The sequence below is a fragment of the Uliginosibacterium sp. H1 genome (genome assembly GCF_036017065.1).
Taxonomy (GTDB): domain Bacteria; phylum Pseudomonadota; class Gammaproteobacteria; order Burkholderiales; family Rhodocyclaceae; genus Uliginosibacterium.
This window is the reverse complement of record NZ_JAYXHR010000001.1, coordinates 1,130,791-1,144,889: the sequence shown is the minus strand read 5'-3', so window position 1 is coordinate 1,144,889 and position 14,099 is coordinate 1,130,791. Positions and strand designations below refer to the sequence as shown.

Below are 14,099 nucleotides of genomic sequence, written 5' to 3'. Positions count from 1 at the left end.
GTCGCTCAGGGCGTGGCGGCGGCCACCGCGACCACCGGCGCGCGTCGCCACAGCGTGATGCTGTCGGCCTGCCGGCCGCGGCCCCGTTGATGGGTCCACACCACCAGCCAGTCGGCGCCGGCGGCGGGTTCGTCGCTACGGCCACTGGCGAAGGTGATCATCAGCGGGCAACTGGCGGCTGCCGTGGCGGAAGGGTCCAGCCGCAACTGCTCATGGAAGTAGAAGGCCGCACGTTGGCTGTCGCCCGCGCCGCGGCTGGCGATGCAGGTGCCGGGCGGAACGTACTGCAACACGTGGCGCGCCATCTGGTTGGAGATCGTCTCGTAGCTCTTGGTGTGATCGATCCAGGGCAGCCACAGCGTGGCGGCCAGGCCCCACAGCAGGGTGACGCCCAGCGCCCAGCGCAAGGCGCCGCGCAACGGGAAGTAGGGCATTCGCACCAGGGCCACGATCCAGGCGATGGACAGCCCCAGGGCGAGGATGAGCAGCAGCCAGGACCAGCTCGGCACGAAGTCGGGCGCCAGGCGCAGGACGTTGCGTGCCAGCGGCGCCGGCCAGCCGAACTGGCTGGCGCTCCAGGCCAGCCATACGAAGATGCCCAGCGCGCAGAAGGTCATGATGCCGAACCAGTCGAACAGGTTGGCAGCACCACGGCGCAGACGCGTCACCTCGCTGGCGGCCAGCACGATGAAGGCCGGCAGCAGCGGCAGCGCGTTGGCCGGGCGCAGCGTCCCGGTGGTGACCACTACCAGCAGCGACAGCACCAGGCCGGACAGCAGCAAGGCGTGCGGATAGTTGCGCAGCGCATGGCGGCGACGCCATAGCGCATACACGGCGACAGGCCACAGCGGCCAGGTGAACCAGCCGATCTGTTCGCTGGTCGCACGCAGTCGGGCCAGGTGGCCGGCGTGCGGCAGGCTTTCCGCCAGTTCCTGGCGCCACCAGTCGGTGAGGTGGGCGGGCGCCCAGATCGCCAGCGCGATCGGCCACAGCACCGACAGCAGCAGCGCCAGGCCGAGGCCGCGGAGCAGGCCGCCACGCAGCGCACCCTGGCGGCATTCGCGGCAGCCCAGCGCCAGCAACACCCACAGCGGCAAGGTCAGCAGCAGGCCATGCAGGCCGTTGGTGAGGAAGGCGGCACCGGCGGCAGCGCCGGCGATCAGGCCACCGCGCTTCGCATCGCGCGGCATCAGCGCCAGGCCGTACAGGTTGGCGGCCTGGCTGGCCATCAGCAGCATCATCGGCTGGGCTTCGTGAGCATGCACGACAAGGCCGATCGAGCCGATGCCCAGCAACAGCGCCGCGGTGCCGACGGTGTCGTCGAACAGCAGGCGGGCGGTCTCGCGCAACAACCACAATGCGCCGACGACCGCCAGCACGGTGCCCAGGCGGATGGCGTCGGCCAGCGGCAGCAGCCAGCCGAGCAGGGCGCCGGTAATCGCCCCCAGCCAGTGCAGCAACGGCGGACTGTCGTTCCACGGCAAGCCCGCCACGGTGGGCACCAGCCAGTGCCCGTCGTGCAGCATCTCGAAGGCGATGCCGATGTGAAGCGCGTCGTCACCCCGCCACGGCGCATGGCCCACGTTGCCCGGCAGGGCGTAGGCGAGCGTCAGCGCGACCAGGAACCACAGGGGCAACTCGATGCTGCGGTTGCGTGGGGTGTCGATGAACTCCATCGGTGGGGACATGGGCGGCGCTGGGGGCTGACGGGCAAAGATGGGCGATTGTAGCCGTGCTGCTGGCGGACGCCGTAGCGGTGTGTAAGCGGATGCAATGGGCGGGTCCCCGTCCCGCCCCGTCGCGAGGTGACTTCAGGCGCCTCCGCGCAGGCGCAGCGTCCAGTCCGCCAGTGCCTGCACCGTCTTGCCGACATGGGCGCGGGTCTTCTCGTCGGTGAGCGCCCCTTGTTCGTCGAACTTGCCCTGTGCCAGCGTCACCATCACTTCGGGTGCACTCATCACCAGCATGCCGACGGCGGCCAGCACCTTGCGCAATTCGTACTGCGAGCGTGCCGTGCCGAACTGGCCGGGCGATGCGCCCATCACGGCCGCCGGCTTGCCCGCCCACGCGTTTGCGCCGGAAGGGCGGGAGGCGTGGTCGATGGCGTTCTTCAGGACGCCGGGGATCGAATGGTTGTACTCCGGCGTCGCGAACAGCACCGCGTCGGCGGCGAGGATGCGCTGCTTGAAGGCGTCGACGCCGGCGTGGCTTTTGCCGTCGTCATCGGCGTTGTAGGGTGGGATGTCGTGCAGCGTGGCGATCTCGATGCGCACGCTGGCCGGGGCCAGTTCCTGGGCGGCCTGCAGCAGGCCGAGGTTGAGTGACTGGCGGCGCAGGCTGCCGGCGATGCCGAGGATGAGAAGGGGCTGGCTCATGGTCATGCTCCATGCGGGAGGAGAGGGCGGAAGGTCGCGGAAAGGACGGCAGGGTTCGGCCCTATGCTAGATCAGGCTGGCGCTTCACCGATACCCGCAAACAAGAACGGCCCGCAGACCGCGAGCCGTTCCGGGGGCGAACAGGGCAGGCCTCAGTTGAAGCGGCCACCCAGGCTGATGCGGCCCGCGCCGAGCAGGGCGACGGCCAGCGCGCCGAAGAGGAACAGGCCCTGCAGCTCCAGCGCCCAGGCGCCTTTGCCGGTGAGCGAGAGAAGCTCGTTCATGTGCATCAGTACGATGGCGAACACCATGTTGACGACCACGATCAGGGCGGCGGGGCGCGTCCAGTAGCCGACGATCAGCAGGACGGGCGCGAGGATCTCTCCGATATACACCCCGTAGGCAATGAAGCCCGGCAGGCCGGCCTTGACCAGCGCCGCTTCGATGAAGCCGATGCTGCCGCCGAGTTTGCCGATGCCGTGCAGCAGCATGAGGATGCCGATGGTGAGGCGCAGCACGAGCTTGCCGAAGTCTTCTGTTCTCATGGGGTTCCTTTGTGTGGGTGAGGCATGCGGGGTTCCGCCTTACGCCTGACGACGGAGCGGATCGCTCGGCCGGGCATGCACTTGTCTTGCGATGCCGGGCCGTTCGAGGACGGACTCTGGCACAAGCCCGGGTCCAGGCAAAGCGGGCGGGCCAATATCATCCTGCCCACCATGCAAAAGGCCGGGTTGCCCCGGCCTGTCACATGCGTTCATCGTGCTTCGTTCATGGATCCGTTCATGACGTGCGGCTACAGCCGGAAGGTCGTCACCGTGCTGTTCATGCGCGTGGCGAACGCGTGGAGCTTCTCGGCCGACAGGCTCATGCTGGTCACCGTGTCGTTGTTGTTCTCGACCATGCGGGCGATGCGCTCGATGTTGCGGGCGATCTCCCCGTTGGAGCGGTTCTGCTCGCGTACGGCGGTGGCAATCTGGTCCAGCTCGTCGGTGGCGCGGGCCACGGCGTCGTTGGCGCTGCTCAGCGCAGCCACCGTGTTGTCCATGCCGGCGCTGCTGTCCTGGATGGTCGACAGGCCATGTGCCACCGCGCTCTCCAGATCCACTGCCTGGGCGTTCAGGGTGGCGGTGATGCCATCGATCTCGGTCGCCGACTGGCCCGATTTCTCCGCCAGCTTGCGCACTTCATCGGCCACCACGGCAAAGCCACGGCCGGCCTCGCCAGCGCGGGCGGCTTCGATGGCGGCATTCAGGGCCAGCAAGTTGGTCTGGTCGGCGATCTCCCGCACCTGGCGGGTCATGTTGCTGATGCGCTGCATGCTGGTGACCGATTCCTGCGAGGCGGCGGCGACGCGCTGGATCACCAGCGCGGCTTCGTCCACCACGCGCTTGACGTCTTCCAGCTTGCTGCGCACGCCGCGCGACTGTTCCAGGCTGTCGTGCGACAGCCGGTTGGCGTTGTCGGCGTTCTCGGTGATGGTCTGCATCGCCTGCGATACTTCCTCCATCGACACGGCGGTGGACGAGGCTGCCTCAGATTGCTCGAACGACGAGTCGGACACCTTGGCCACGTCGTCGGCCACCGCATCCACCCCTTGCTTGAGGGTCACCGCACCTTCGCGGATCTGTCCGATCAATGCGCCGAGATCCTTGCGGATGGTTTCAGCCGAATCGGCAACCTGGCCCAGTTCCACCGTCTGCTGCGGGTGGACCGCCTGGCTGAAATCGCCCGCGGCCAGGCGCCGGAGATCGTCGGCCAGCGCGCGGGTGCTGCGCACAAGCCGGTTGTTGAGCAGCCACAGGAACAGGCCCAGTGCCACCAGGCAGGCCGTGCCCATCAGGCTGAGGGTCGTCCAGATGGCCGTGTTGGCCGAGGCCAGGATTTCCGCGGTCGCGGCATTGCCTTGTGTCTTGCTGAGCTCGGCAGCCAGCGCCTGCACCGCCGACCACTGCATCTGGAGGCCTGCGATCGAGGCGGCCAGCACGCACAGCGTACCGACCCCGCAGACGAACAGAAGCTGGTTGCGCATGCTGCTGAAGACGCGAGAGAACATGGTGAAAGATCCTTGCTGAAACGGGGACTGTGCGTGGAGCTTTGCGTGGCGCTGTCGGGAGGTGACAATCTTCCGAAGAGTGTTGCGGACCCTTCGTTTCCGTCCTGCTTGCTATCGGCAGCGGGGGCGCTGTTCTTGAGTGTGGCGGCGTGCTGCCCGGTCGCCCGCCTTGCGAGTGTTCAGGTGCCGGGGCATTCGCCGTAAACAAGGTTTACCGCCGGGGTACGACACCCCTCTGTCTGCAATCTTCGCGGAGCATCCGATGGCGCGTCGCCAGCATGAGGAAGAGCACGAGAATCACGAGCGCTGGCTGGTCTCGTACGCCGACTTCATCACCCTGCTGTTCGCATTTTTTGTCGTGATGTATGCCATCAGTTCGGTCAACGAAGGTAAGTACCGCGTGCTGTCCGATTCGCTGGTGCAGGCCTTCCGCAGCACGGTGAACGTCGAGGGCGCAACCGTGGTGTCGCCGCCGCGCGACGCTGGTTCGCCGGTACCCGTGGTGGTCGCGAAGCCGCCGCCCAATCCGGAGGAAGAGGCCCGCCGGGAGAAGCACCGGCAGCGCATGCGCAGCATGGCCGAAGAGATCCGCCGCGTGCTGGCGCCCTTGGTGAGCGGTGGACAGGTGCGGGTCAGCGAAGGCGCACGCGGCATCTCGGTGGAAATCAACGCCAGCGTGCTGTTCCGCCCCGCCGAAGCCTTGCTGGGGCCGGATGCGGTACGCGCGCTGCGGGCGGTGGCCGAGGTGGTGGCTGCCGGAGAGTTCCCGATCGTCATCGAAGGCCACACCGACAACCTGCCGATCAGCAATGCCCTGTTCCCCTCCAACTGGGAGCTCTCGGCAGTGCGTGCCTCGTCGGTGGTGCGCCTGTTCGTGGACAGCGGCGTGAACCCCGCGCGGCTGACCGCGGCGGGTTATGGCGACCAGCGTCCGATCGCCGACAACGGCACGGCGGACGGCCGTGCCCGCAACCGGCGGGTGACCATCCTCGTCGAGTCGATGCTGGCGGAAGAGCCGGCCAGCACCCCGTCCACGCCTATGACGACACGCAGCGTCGACGGCGCCCTGGGGACGCCGGAAGGCGTACAGATCGAACCGCCAGTAGGCGCGCGACCGATAGGCGGGCAGTGAACGGAGTTCCGGTGCGCCGCTGCGAGAGTGGCCGCCGGGATCTTTACAGAGGAGTTTCCCCAGGCAATTCCTGCAGATCCCGGCCGACGATGTCGCGCGGACGGACGGGGCAGGTCTATGGCAAGGCGTTCCGCAGAAGCCCCGAGGCGCTATTGCGCGGGGGAGGCGCGCGTTAGACGCTGCCGAACAGGCGTGAGCCGGGGCGGGTCGAGGTCTGGCCGTCGGGGCCGTAGGTGGTGGGGCGGTCGGACAGCGACATCAGCATGGCGAGCGCCTGGTGGTTGCTCGACAGCTGTTCGGTGATGCGGATGCCGTTGTCGGCATTCAGGTCGCGCGCCAGCTTCACCTGGGCAAGATAGGCCTGCCAGGAAGGATGGGCGGCATTGGCCAGCAGGGCTTCGATGCCCTCGCGGCTGGATTGTTGCCCGGCCTGGGCCAGCAGGGCCGCGCGGTTGTCGGCGAACTGCTGCAGGGTGCGGGCCAACGCAGTCTTGCGTTCGGCAATGCCGAACAGCGGCTCCACTTCGCGTTGGCCAAGGACCGTGCGTTCTTCTTCCAGCAAGGTGACGAACGCCTCCACCTGCACGCGCTCCGCGTCGAGCAGGGCTATGAGGCGCTGGCGAAGAATGGCGCGGTCGTTGACGGTCACGCGGTACGTGGTTGCGCAGCCAGCATCTGGCGCACGCTGTCGATCAGGCCATCGGCCACCTTCTCCGGATTGACCTTGAAGCGGCCCTCGGTGATGGCTTGCTTGATCTCTTCCACCTTGCCGCTGTCGACCACCGGGCTGTTGTTCAGCACGGAGTCGAGTTGGGCCAGACGGGACGACAGCTCGACCTTGGACTCGCTGCTCGTCGTTTCGGCGGGCGCTTCACGGCCGACACGCGACTTGTTGTCGCTGCCAGACGTGCTGACCGGTTTGAGTGTGTTATCGATTTTCACGGCGTTTCCCTTCTACTCAAGGAACAAGTGCTCCGGATCTTCTCGCGGGTGTGCGGGTTTGTCCGGATGCCTTGGCGAGCTTAACGGCACAAACGCACGGAACTTTAACCTCTTTTCCGGCGATGCAGCAGTTGCTCACATGCCTCTTAACGGCCTGATGAGTAAGGGCTTGAGGGGTTTTGACGGGCGGTCCGTGAAGCCTGCCCAAGGGTCTGGGACGCGCCGGTGGGCGCTCAGGGCACCTCCACGACGCCTGTTTCCTGCGCGATACCACTCACGATGCGGCCATTTGCCAGACGTACACGGACGTTCTGCCCGCGTTCGGCATTGTTCATGGCGCGACCTTCGTTACTGACCGAGAAGCCATTGCCCCGGGTGGTCAGCCTGACGGTCTGGCCCGCCTGGACGGCGGCCTCCCGCCGCAGATTGGCGGCACGTAGCGTCGCACCCGCAGGCAGGGCCTGACGCATGCGGTGACCCAGGGCGTGGCTCGGGTCCAGGATCACATCCTCGGGCTGGGCCGACAGTTCGCCGCTGCTCAAGGTGAGGTCTTCCTCCGTGAGGCTCTGCCCGGCCGAAACCGGCCGGCTCAGCACCACCCAGTCCCCGTTGAACTTCACTTCTGCCGCAACGAACAGCGACCAGTTGGCACCCGCCGCGCAGCGCACCCCCACGCTCAGCGCCCCGCGGAGCTGCTGACCACGCGGCAGCCAGGGTTCCAGCTGCTGGCAGGCCGGGCGGCTGGCACTGGCCGCCGGCGTGCTGACGGAAATGCTGAGCTTGCCGGGCTGCCCGGCTGTCTGCGATCGCAGGAAACCCTCCACCGCCACGCGGATGGCTGCAGGGTCCTGCGGGGCGGCGCTGGCCGGGCTGGCGCCAACCAGGACGGACAGGCAGAGCAGGAGGCCGGGCAGGTGTTTCAGGAGGGCAGCGGGCTTCATGGCAGCGATGTAAGCACGTGATGCGCCTGATCAAAAGCGCGAGTACGCCCGGCGAATCGCGGCTATTCCGGAGGCTGTGCGCAGGCGGGTTTGCCGCCGCTGCCGGCAGGGCGGCAAAGCTTGCCGGCCGCCACTCGTCGGCCCTGCCGGTTTGCCCGGTGTTTTGCCGTCTTTTTACCGTCTTGCCCGGTAAATCAGGTGCTTAGGATGCTGGCACGGAAGCTGCGATAGGGATGCCGAGCGAGCACAGGGGTGCCGCCACCGGAGCAGACCAGCATGGAACCGCGCAGCCACACCGACGGAGAGCACGAGATGAACATCCAGACCGACGCCAACATGCGCTTCCACCAGAACTCGCTGAACCTGCGCGCCCAGCGCCAGGAAGTTCTGGCCTCCAATATCGCCAACGCCGACACGCCGCACTACAAGGCCCGCGACATGGACTTCAAGGCCGCGCTCAGCGGTGCGGTGTCCGGCCGCATGGGTGGCCCGCTGGCGCTGTCGACCACCAAGAGCCGCCATCTGGAAGGTCGCGGCGACGGCATGCTGCCGGCCTACACCCTGTACCGCAACGAACAACAGTCGTCCGTCGACGGCAACACCGTGCATCTGGACACCGAGCGCGCCGCCTTCGCCGAGAACGCACTGCACTACGAAGCCAGCGTCACCTTCATCAACGGCCTGCTGCGCACCATGCAGCAGGCGGTGCAAGGTCAGTAAGGGGCGCCGCCATGAGCATGCTCAGCGTCTTCCAGATTGCCGGCTCGGCGCTCAACGCCCAGTCGGTACGCCTGAACACCACGGCCAGCAACATGGCCAATGCCGACAGCATCACCAGCGCAGACGGCACGCCGTACCGCGCCAAGCAGGTGGTGTTCGAGACCGTGCAGATGGGCGGCCCGCAATCCCAAGGCGTGCGCGTGCAGCAGGTCGTGGAAAGCGCGGCGCCGATGCGCCTGACCTACGACCCGAGCAACCCGGCAGCCAATGAAGAAGGCTACGTGGAGATGCCCAACGTCGACGTGGTGGAGGAGATGGTGAACATGATTTCCGCCTCCCGCTCCTACCAGACCAACGTCGAGATGATGAACACCGCCCGTGTGCTGATGCAGCGCACGCTCACGATCGGCCAAGGCTGAGCAGTCCCCGGAGAACCACCATGAGTACCGTCAACAGCGCCACCAGTTCGCAGGACATCCTCAACTCGCTGAGCCGCAGCAAGGCGCTCAACGAGAAGGCAGACCTGGATACGCAGTCGCGCTTCCTCAAGCTGCTGACCACGCAGCTGCAGAACCAGGACCCGATGAACCCGATGGACAACGCGCAGACGACGTCGCAGCTCGCGCAGATCTCCACCGTGGATGGCATCGAGCGCCTCAACAGCACGCTGGGCTCGATGATGGGCAACATGAAGTCCAGCGAAACCCTGCAGGCCGCCGCGCTGGTGGGCCGCCAGGTGATGCTGGACGGCAAGGACATGGTGCTGGCCGAGAAGATGGCGATCGGCGGTATCCAGCTCAGTGGTGAGGCCGACAGCGTGGTCGTCAGCATCAAGGACAAGAACGGTCTCGAAGTGGCCAGCCTGGACTTGAAGGACCTGGATGCCGGTTCTCACGCCGTGGTGTGGGACGGCAAGACCTTCGATGGTTCGCAAGCCGTCGATGGCACTTACACGATTTCGGTCAATGCCACGCTGAAAGGCGAGAAGGTGACGGCCAAAACCTTGCAGATGACGACGGTGACCAACGTAGTGGCCGACGGCGACACTGTGCAACTGGATGTGGGCAAGCTGGGCCGTATCGGCCTGTCCGACATCCGCATGATTATCTGATTCAGGAGCGAGCAACATGGCATTCCAACAGGGTCTTTCCGGTCTGAACGCGGCATCCAAGGCACTCGACGTCATCAGCAACAACGTGTCGAACGCCAGCAACGTCGGTTTCAAGCAGTCCGGTACTCAGTTCTCGGATGTGTATGCGGCAGCACTGAACGGTGCGGCTGCCGGCGTCCAGGTCGGTATCGGTACCTCCATCGGCGCGGTGGCCCAGATGTTCTCGCAAGGCAACATCACCCCCACCAACAACCCGCTGGACGTGGCCATCAACGGCAACGGCTTCTACCGCATGAACAACGGCGGTACGGTGGCCTACACCCGCAACGGCCAGTTCGACCTGGACAAGAACGGTTTCATCGTCAATGCGCAGGGCTACCGCCTGACCGGTTACCCGGCCGACGCGCAGGGCAACATCCTGCCGGCCTCGCCGACCGACATCACCATCGACACCGCCGACCTGCTGCCGCAGGAAAGCTCGGACGTGCGCATGGGCCTGAACCTGGATTCGCGCATGACGGCGCCGACCCTGCCGTTCGATCCGGCCGACGCCACGACCTACAACTCCTCGACCTCGCTCACGCTGTACGACAGCCTCGGCAACTCGCACATCATGACGATGTACTTCCGCAAGGTGGGCGCGGGTCAATGGGACATGCACTCCCAGCTTGACGGTGGTGCTACCAGCCTGGTCGGCGCCTCGCCGACGCTGAGCTTCAACACCGCCGGCCAGCTCACCACCGCGATGCCGATGAACATCACCGGCCTGGCCGTCACCACCGGCGCTGCTTCGCCGATCGGGGGCGCAGCCGGCATCGAGCTGAACTTCAACGGCAGCACCCAGTACGGCAGCGCCTTCGGTGTGAACCGCCAGATCCAGGACGGCTACGCATCCGGCCGCCTGTCCGGCATCACCGTGTCCGAAGACGGCACCATCCAGGGCCGCTACAGCAACGGTCAGGCACGCAACCTCGGCCAGGTCGTGCTGGCCAACTTCGCGAGCCCCAATGGCCTGATCTCGCTGGGCGGCAACTTCTGGGCGGAGTCGCCTGCGTCCGGGCAACCGCTGATCGGTGCGCCGGGCAGTGGCAGTCTCGGATTGCTGGCGGCGGGCTCGGTGGAGGAGTCCAACGTGGATCTCACGGCCGAGCTGGTGAACATGATCACCGCGCAACGCAACTACCAGGCGAATGCCCAGTCGGTCCGCACCCAGGACCAGTTGATGCAGACGCTGGTGAACCTGCGCTGAGCGGCGTGACCGAGGCCTGACGGATCATGGTTTTCAGCCCGCTGGATATGAGCAAGTTTCCCCGCCCTGTTTTCGCACTGGCGAAGACCGCGGCTGGTGCAAAGTAGCTTCATGCCATTGCCTCACCGAGACAAATCATGGACCGTCTGATCTATACCGCGATGACCGGCGCCAAGGCGACGATGGGCCAGCAGGCCGCCGTCGCCCACAACCTGGCGAACGTGTCGACCACCGGCTTCCGCGCCGAGCTGCACAAGCTGCGCGCCGTGCCGGTGCAGACGCAGGCACTGCCTTCGCGTGCCTTCGTGGTGGATGCGAGCGTGGCCAGCGATTTCAAGGCAGGCCCGATGATGCCCACCGGCAATCCGCTCGACATGGCCATCCAGGGCCAGGGCTGGTTCGCGGTACGCACACCGGATGGCCAGGAGGCCTACACGCGCGACGGCAGTTTCACGCTCGATGCGACGGGACAGCTGCGCACCCGTGACGGTTCGGTGGTGCTCGGCGACGGTGGTCCGATCACGATTCCGCCCGAGAACAGCCTGGTCGTCGGCCCCGACGGCAGCATCACCGCCACGCCGGATTCCGGCTTGCGCAACACCGCCGAACAGGTGGGCCGCTTCAAGCTGGTGAACCCGCCGCTGGACCAACTGCAGCGTGGCGACGACGGTCTGTTCCGCCTTCCCGACAACCAGGTGGCGCCGGCCGATCCGACGGTGAGCATGGCGCAGGGCTACCTGGAAGGCAGCAACGTCAGCATCGTGGAGCAGATGGTCACCATGATTTCGTTGGCGCGCAATTTCGACATGCACACCAAGATGCTGACGACGGCGCAGGAGAACGACCGCGCCGCCACCCAGATCATTTCCGCGGCCTGATGACGGCCCCCACTGAGCACCAGGCAGCAAGGAGCAGTACATCATGATGAGAGCATTGTGGGTGGCGCGTACCGGGCTCGACGCCCAGCAGACCCAGCTGGATGTCATCTCGAACAACCTGGCCAACGTCAGCACCAACGGCTTCAAGCGCGCTCGCGCGGTGTTCGAGGACCTGCTGTACCAGACCATGCGCCAGCCCGGCGCGCAGTCGTCCGAGACGACGCGCATTCCCTCCGGCCTGCAACTGGGAACGGGCGTGAAGCCGGTGTCGACCGAGCGCAACCACACCCAGGGCAACCTGCAACTCACCGGCGGCGAGCTGGATGTCGCGATCAACGGCAAGGGCTACTTCCAGATCCTGCTGCCGGACGGTACGACGGGTTACACGCGTGACGGCTCCTTCCAGCGCGATGACCAGGGCCAGATCGTCACCGCCAGCGGCTATCCGGTGCAGCCGACCATCACGATACCGGCCGATGCGCTGACGGTGACCATCGCCACCGACGGTGTGGTGTCGGTGACGCAGCCGGGCAATCCGAATCCTTCGCAGATCGGCAGCATCCAGATCGCGACCTTCGTGAACCCGGGCGGCCTGCAGAGCGTCGGGCAGAACCTGTTCCTCGAAACCGCGTCGAGTGGCCCGCCTACCGAATCCACGCCGGGCCTCAACGGTTCCGGCGTGCTCAACCAGACCTATGTGGAAACCGCCAACGTGAACGTGGCCGAGGAGCTGGTCGCGCTGATCCAGACCCAGCGCGCCTACGAGTTCAACTCGCGGGTGGTGCAGACGGCCGACCAGATGCTGGCGCGCCTGTCGCAGGTCTGAGCACGGGCGGCAGAAGGAGCAGGGGCATGCGCAGCAGCATTGAACCGATGGGGCAACCTATGGGACAACCTTTGCCACAACGTGTGGCGCGCAATCTTGGCAGTGCCGTGGTGCTGCTGGGCGTGAGCGCCTGCGCGATCACGCCGCCGACGAGTGTCCATCAGCCGATGAGCGTGCGGCCGGAGGCCCGCGTATCGGCGCCGACCGCGGGCTCCATCTACAACGCCAATGGCCGTTCGCTGTTCGAGGACCGCCGTGCGCGCTACGTCGGCGACACCATCATCGTGAATCTGGTGGAACGCACCAGCGCCAGCAAGGCCGCCAACTCGGCCGCGTCCCGTGGTTCGGGCGTGGAGGCCGGCATCACATCGCTGCAGGGCGTGCCGGGCAAGTTCCTGGCGCCGCTGTCGGTCGGTGCCAGCACGGACAGCAGCTTCACCGGGCAGGGCTCGGCGGGCGCCAACAACACCTTCAACGGCACGATCGCCGCGACCGTCGTCGACGTGTATCCGAATGGCAACCTGCTGGTGTCCGGCGAGAAGAAACTCGCCATCAACACCGGCGACGAGTTCATCCGGTTCTCCGGCGTGATCAATCCGGCCAATGTGACCTCGCAGAACACCGTGCAGTCGGTGCAGGTCGCCGACGCACGCATCGAATACAAGGGCAGCGGCTACATCGACGAGGCGCAGAGCATGGGCTGGATGCAGCGCTTCTTCAACGTCATCCTGCCGTTCTGAGGACGCATCATGCAGCTCGCCTCCATCACCTCCATGTTCCCCCGGCTGATCCTCGCGGCCGTGTTGGCCATTGCCACCACTGCCGCACAGGCCGAACGCATCAAGGACCTGGCCACGCTGGCCGGCGTGCGCAACAACCAGCTGGTCGGTTACGGCGTGGTGGTCGGTCTGGACGGCACCGGTGACCAGACCTCCCAGGCGCCGTTCACCACGCAGAGCCTGATCAACATGCTGTCGCATCTCGGCGTGCAACTGCCGCCGGGCACCAACCTCCAGTTGAAAAACATCGCGGCGGTGATGGTCACCACCCAGTTGCCCGCGTTTGCGCAGCCGGGCCAGCCGCTGGACGTGACTGTGTCGTCGCTGGCCAATGCCAAGAGCCTGCGCGGTGGCACGCTCATCATGACGCCGCTGAAGGGCGCTGACGGCCAGGTGTATGCGATCGCCCAGGGCAACGTGGTGGTGGGCGGCGCAGGCGGGCAGGGCGGTGGTGCCAGCGTGACCGTCAACCACCTGTCGGCAGGCCGCATCCCGGCCGGCGGCACGGTGGAGCGGGCCGTCGACAGCAACATCGGCCAGCAGGGCTTCGTGACCTACGAGCTGGCGGATACCGATTTCAGCAATGCGCAGCGCGTCATGGATGCGATCAACCGCAACATGGGCGACAACACGGCCTACGCGCTGGACGGTCGCCGCATCCAGGTGAAGGTGCCGATGGGCGCACCGGAGCGCGTGTCCTTCCTCGGCCGCATCGACCAGCTGACGCTGACGCCGCTGCAGGCGGCCGCCAAGGTGATCATCAATTCGCGTACCGGTTCGGTGGTGATGAACCAGGCCGTGACCTTGCAGGAGTGCGCCGTGGCGCACGGCAACCTGGCGGTGTCGGTGGGGGTGGAGCAGAACGTCAGCCAGCCCAATGCGCTCGCACAGGGCCAGACCACCGTCACCCAGCGTGGCCAGGTGGATGTGCGCCAGGACCCGGGCGCCCTGATCCGCGTGAATGCCGGTGCCAACCTGGCCGACGTGGTGAAGGCGCTGAACGCGGTCGGTGCCAATCCGATGGATCTCATCAGCATCCTGCAGGCGATGAAGAGCGCCGGCGCGCTGCGTGCGGATCTGGAAGTGATCTGAC

At 66.4% G+C, this 14,099-nt stretch carries 16 protein-coding genes; 9 read left to right on the top strand and 7 right to left on the bottom strand.

Going from position 1 to position 14,099, the window contains the following annotated elements:
* Positions 1 to 5 precede the first annotated feature (5 nt).
* The 4 genes from VVD47_RS05265 to VVD47_RS05250 form a co-directional block, all read right to left on the bottom strand.
* The gene (locus tag VVD47_RS05265) at positions 6 to 1,688 is read right to left on the bottom strand and encodes an ArnT family glycosyltransferase (RefSeq protein ID WP_327602345.1); all 1,683 of its coding nucleotides are present in this window, start codon (positions 1,686 to 1,688) and stop codon (positions 6 to 8) included.
* 123 nt (positions 1,689 to 1,811) lie between these two features.
* On the bottom strand, positions 1,812 to 2,375 hold the full coding sequence (locus VVD47_RS05260) for an NADPH-dependent FMN reductase (RefSeq protein ID WP_327602344.1): 564 nt from the start codon (positions 2,373 to 2,375) through the stop codon (positions 1,812 to 1,814).
* Positions 2,376 to 2,527: 152 nt separating this feature from the next.
* Positions 2,528 to 2,920, bottom strand: a complete 393-nt coding sequence (locus VVD47_RS05255) for a DoxX family protein (RefSeq protein WP_327602343.1) — start codon at positions 2,918 to 2,920, stop codon at positions 2,528 to 2,530.
* A 248-nt stretch (positions 2,921 to 3,168) separates the two neighbouring features.
* Complete coding sequence (locus tag VVD47_RS05250; RefSeq protein ID WP_327602342.1) at positions 3,169 to 4,428, bottom strand: methyl-accepting chemotaxis protein; 1,260 nt, start codon at positions 4,426 to 4,428, stop codon at positions 3,169 to 3,171.
* A gap of 262 nt (positions 4,429 to 4,690) precedes the next feature.
* On the opposite strand from VVD47_RS05250, the gene motD reads away from it, so the two are divergent.
* Entirely contained in the window at positions 4,691 to 5,560 is an 870-nt protein-coding gene (gene motD / locus VVD47_RS05245; protein ID WP_327602341.1) for a flagellar motor protein MotD, read from the top strand.
* A gap of 172 nt (positions 5,561 to 5,732) precedes the next feature.
* Here motD and VVD47_RS05240 read toward each other — a convergent pair whose 3' ends face one another.
* The 3 genes from VVD47_RS05240 to flgA all read right to left on the bottom strand — a co-directional run bounded on the left by VVD47_RS05240 (position 5,733) and on the right by flgA (position 7,443).
* Positions 5,733 to 6,209, bottom strand: a complete 477-nt coding sequence (locus VVD47_RS05240) for a flagella synthesis protein FlgN (RefSeq protein ID WP_327602340.1) — start codon at positions 6,207 to 6,209, stop codon at positions 5,733 to 5,735.
* Positions 6,206 to 6,502, bottom strand: coding sequence for a flagellar biosynthesis anti-sigma factor FlgM (gene flgM, locus VVD47_RS05235; RefSeq protein ID WP_327602339.1), 297 nt, complete (start codon positions 6,500 to 6,502; stop codon positions 6,206 to 6,208). The genes VVD47_RS05240 and flgM overlap by 4 nt, the downstream gene beginning before the upstream one ends.
* A 233-nt stretch (positions 6,503 to 6,735) precedes the next feature.
* Complete coding sequence (flgA, locus tag VVD47_RS05230) at positions 6,736 to 7,443, bottom strand: flagellar basal body P-ring formation chaperone FlgA (RefSeq protein ID WP_327602338.1); 708 nt, start codon at positions 7,441 to 7,443, stop codon at positions 6,736 to 6,738.
* 312 nt (positions 7,444 to 7,755) lie between these two features.
* On the opposite strand from flgA, the gene flgB reads away from it, so the two are divergent.
* The 8 genes from flgB to VVD47_RS05190 all read left to right on the top strand — a co-directional run bounded on the left by flgB (position 7,756) and on the right by VVD47_RS05190 (position 14,098).
* On the top strand, positions 7,756 to 8,163 hold the full coding sequence (gene flgB, locus VVD47_RS05225; RefSeq protein WP_443080960.1) for a flagellar basal body rod protein FlgB: 408 nt from the start codon (positions 7,756 to 7,758) through the stop codon (positions 8,161 to 8,163).
* An 11-nt stretch (positions 8,164 to 8,174) separates the two neighbouring features.
* Positions 8,175 to 8,582, top strand: coding sequence for a flagellar basal body rod protein FlgC (gene flgC, locus VVD47_RS05220; RefSeq protein ID WP_327602336.1), 408 nt, complete (start codon positions 8,175 to 8,177; stop codon positions 8,580 to 8,582).
* Between the two features lie 20 nt (positions 8,583 to 8,602).
* On the top strand, positions 8,603 to 9,274 hold the full coding sequence (locus VVD47_RS05215) for a flagellar hook assembly protein FlgD (protein WP_327602335.1): 672 nt from the start codon (positions 8,603 to 8,605) through the stop codon (positions 9,272 to 9,274).
* Positions 9,275 to 9,290: 16 nt separating this feature from the next.
* Complete coding sequence (gene flgE / locus VVD47_RS05210) at positions 9,291 to 10,523, top strand: flagellar hook protein FlgE (RefSeq protein WP_327602334.1); 1,233 nt, start codon at positions 9,291 to 9,293, stop codon at positions 10,521 to 10,523.
* Between the two features lie 137 nt (positions 10,524 to 10,660).
* Positions 10,661 to 11,401 (top strand): flagellar basal-body rod protein FlgF, encoded by a 741-nt coding sequence (flgF, locus tag VVD47_RS05205; RefSeq protein ID WP_327602333.1) that lies wholly within the window; start codon positions 10,661 to 10,663, stop codon positions 11,399 to 11,401.
* A 43-nt stretch (positions 11,402 to 11,444) separates the two neighbouring features.
* Positions 11,445 to 12,227 (top strand): flagellar basal-body rod protein FlgG, encoded by a 783-nt coding sequence (gene flgG, locus VVD47_RS05200; protein ID WP_327602332.1) that lies wholly within the window; start codon positions 11,445 to 11,447, stop codon positions 12,225 to 12,227.
* A gap of 59 nt (positions 12,228 to 12,286) precedes the next feature.
* Complete coding sequence (locus tag VVD47_RS05195; protein ID WP_327603190.1) at positions 12,287 to 12,967, top strand: flagellar basal body L-ring protein FlgH; 681 nt, start codon at positions 12,287 to 12,289, stop codon at positions 12,965 to 12,967.
* Between the two features lie 33 nt (positions 12,968 to 13,000).
* On the top strand, positions 13,001 to 14,098 hold the full coding sequence (locus VVD47_RS05190) for a flagellar basal body P-ring protein FlgI (RefSeq protein WP_327603189.1): 1,098 nt from the start codon (positions 13,001 to 13,003) through the stop codon (positions 14,096 to 14,098).
* Position 14,099 lies beyond the last annotated feature (1 nt).

Excerpts from the sequence above, each read along its gene's own strand:
- flgE (WP_327602334.1), top strand. The coding sequence starts at position 9,291 with ATGGCATTCCAACAGGGTCTTTCCGGTCTGAACGCGGCATCCAAGGCA.
- motD (WP_327602341.1), top strand. The coding sequence starts at position 4,691 with ATGGCGCGTCGCCAGCATGAGGAAGAGCACGAGAATCACGAGCGCTGG.
- flgC (WP_327602336.1), top strand. The coding sequence starts at position 8,175 with ATGAGCATGCTCAGCGTCTTCCAGATTGCCGGCTCGGCGCTCAACGCC.
- flgA (WP_327602338.1), bottom strand. The coding sequence starts at position 7,443 with ATGAAGCCCGCTGCCCTCCTGAAACACCTGCCCGGCCTCCTGCTCTGC.
- VVD47_RS05215 (WP_327602335.1), top strand. The coding sequence starts at position 8,603 with ATGAGTACCGTCAACAGCGCCACCAGTTCGCAGGACATCCTCAACTCG.
- VVD47_RS05190 (WP_327603189.1), top strand. The coding sequence starts at position 13,001 with ATGTTCCCCCGGCTGATCCTCGCGGCCGTGTTGGCCATTGCCACCACT.
- VVD47_RS05260 (WP_327602344.1), bottom strand. The coding sequence starts at position 2,375 with ATGAGCCAGCCCCTTCTCATCCTCGGCATCGCCGGCAGCCTGCGCCGC.
- VVD47_RS05255 (WP_327602343.1), bottom strand. The coding sequence starts at position 2,920 with ATGAGAACAGAAGACTTCGGCAAGCTCGTGCTGCGCCTCACCATCGGC.
- VVD47_RS05265 (WP_327602345.1), bottom strand. The coding sequence starts at position 1,688 with ATGTCCCCACCGATGGAGTTCATCGACACCCCACGCAACCGCAGCATC.
- VVD47_RS05250 (WP_327602342.1), bottom strand. The coding sequence starts at position 4,428 with ATGTTCTCTCGCGTCTTCAGCAGCATGCGCAACCAGCTTCTGTTCGTC.
- flgF (WP_327602333.1), top strand. The coding sequence starts at position 10,661 with ATGGACCGTCTGATCTATACCGCGATGACCGGCGCCAAGGCGACGATG.
- flgB (WP_443080960.1), top strand. The coding sequence starts at position 7,756 with ATGAACATCCAGACCGACGCCAACATGCGCTTCCACCAGAACTCGCTG.
- VVD47_RS05195 (WP_327603190.1), top strand. The coding sequence starts at position 12,287 with ATGGGACAACCTTTGCCACAACGTGTGGCGCGCAATCTTGGCAGTGCC.
- flgG (WP_327602332.1), top strand. The coding sequence starts at position 11,445 with ATGATGAGAGCATTGTGGGTGGCGCGTACCGGGCTCGACGCCCAGCAG.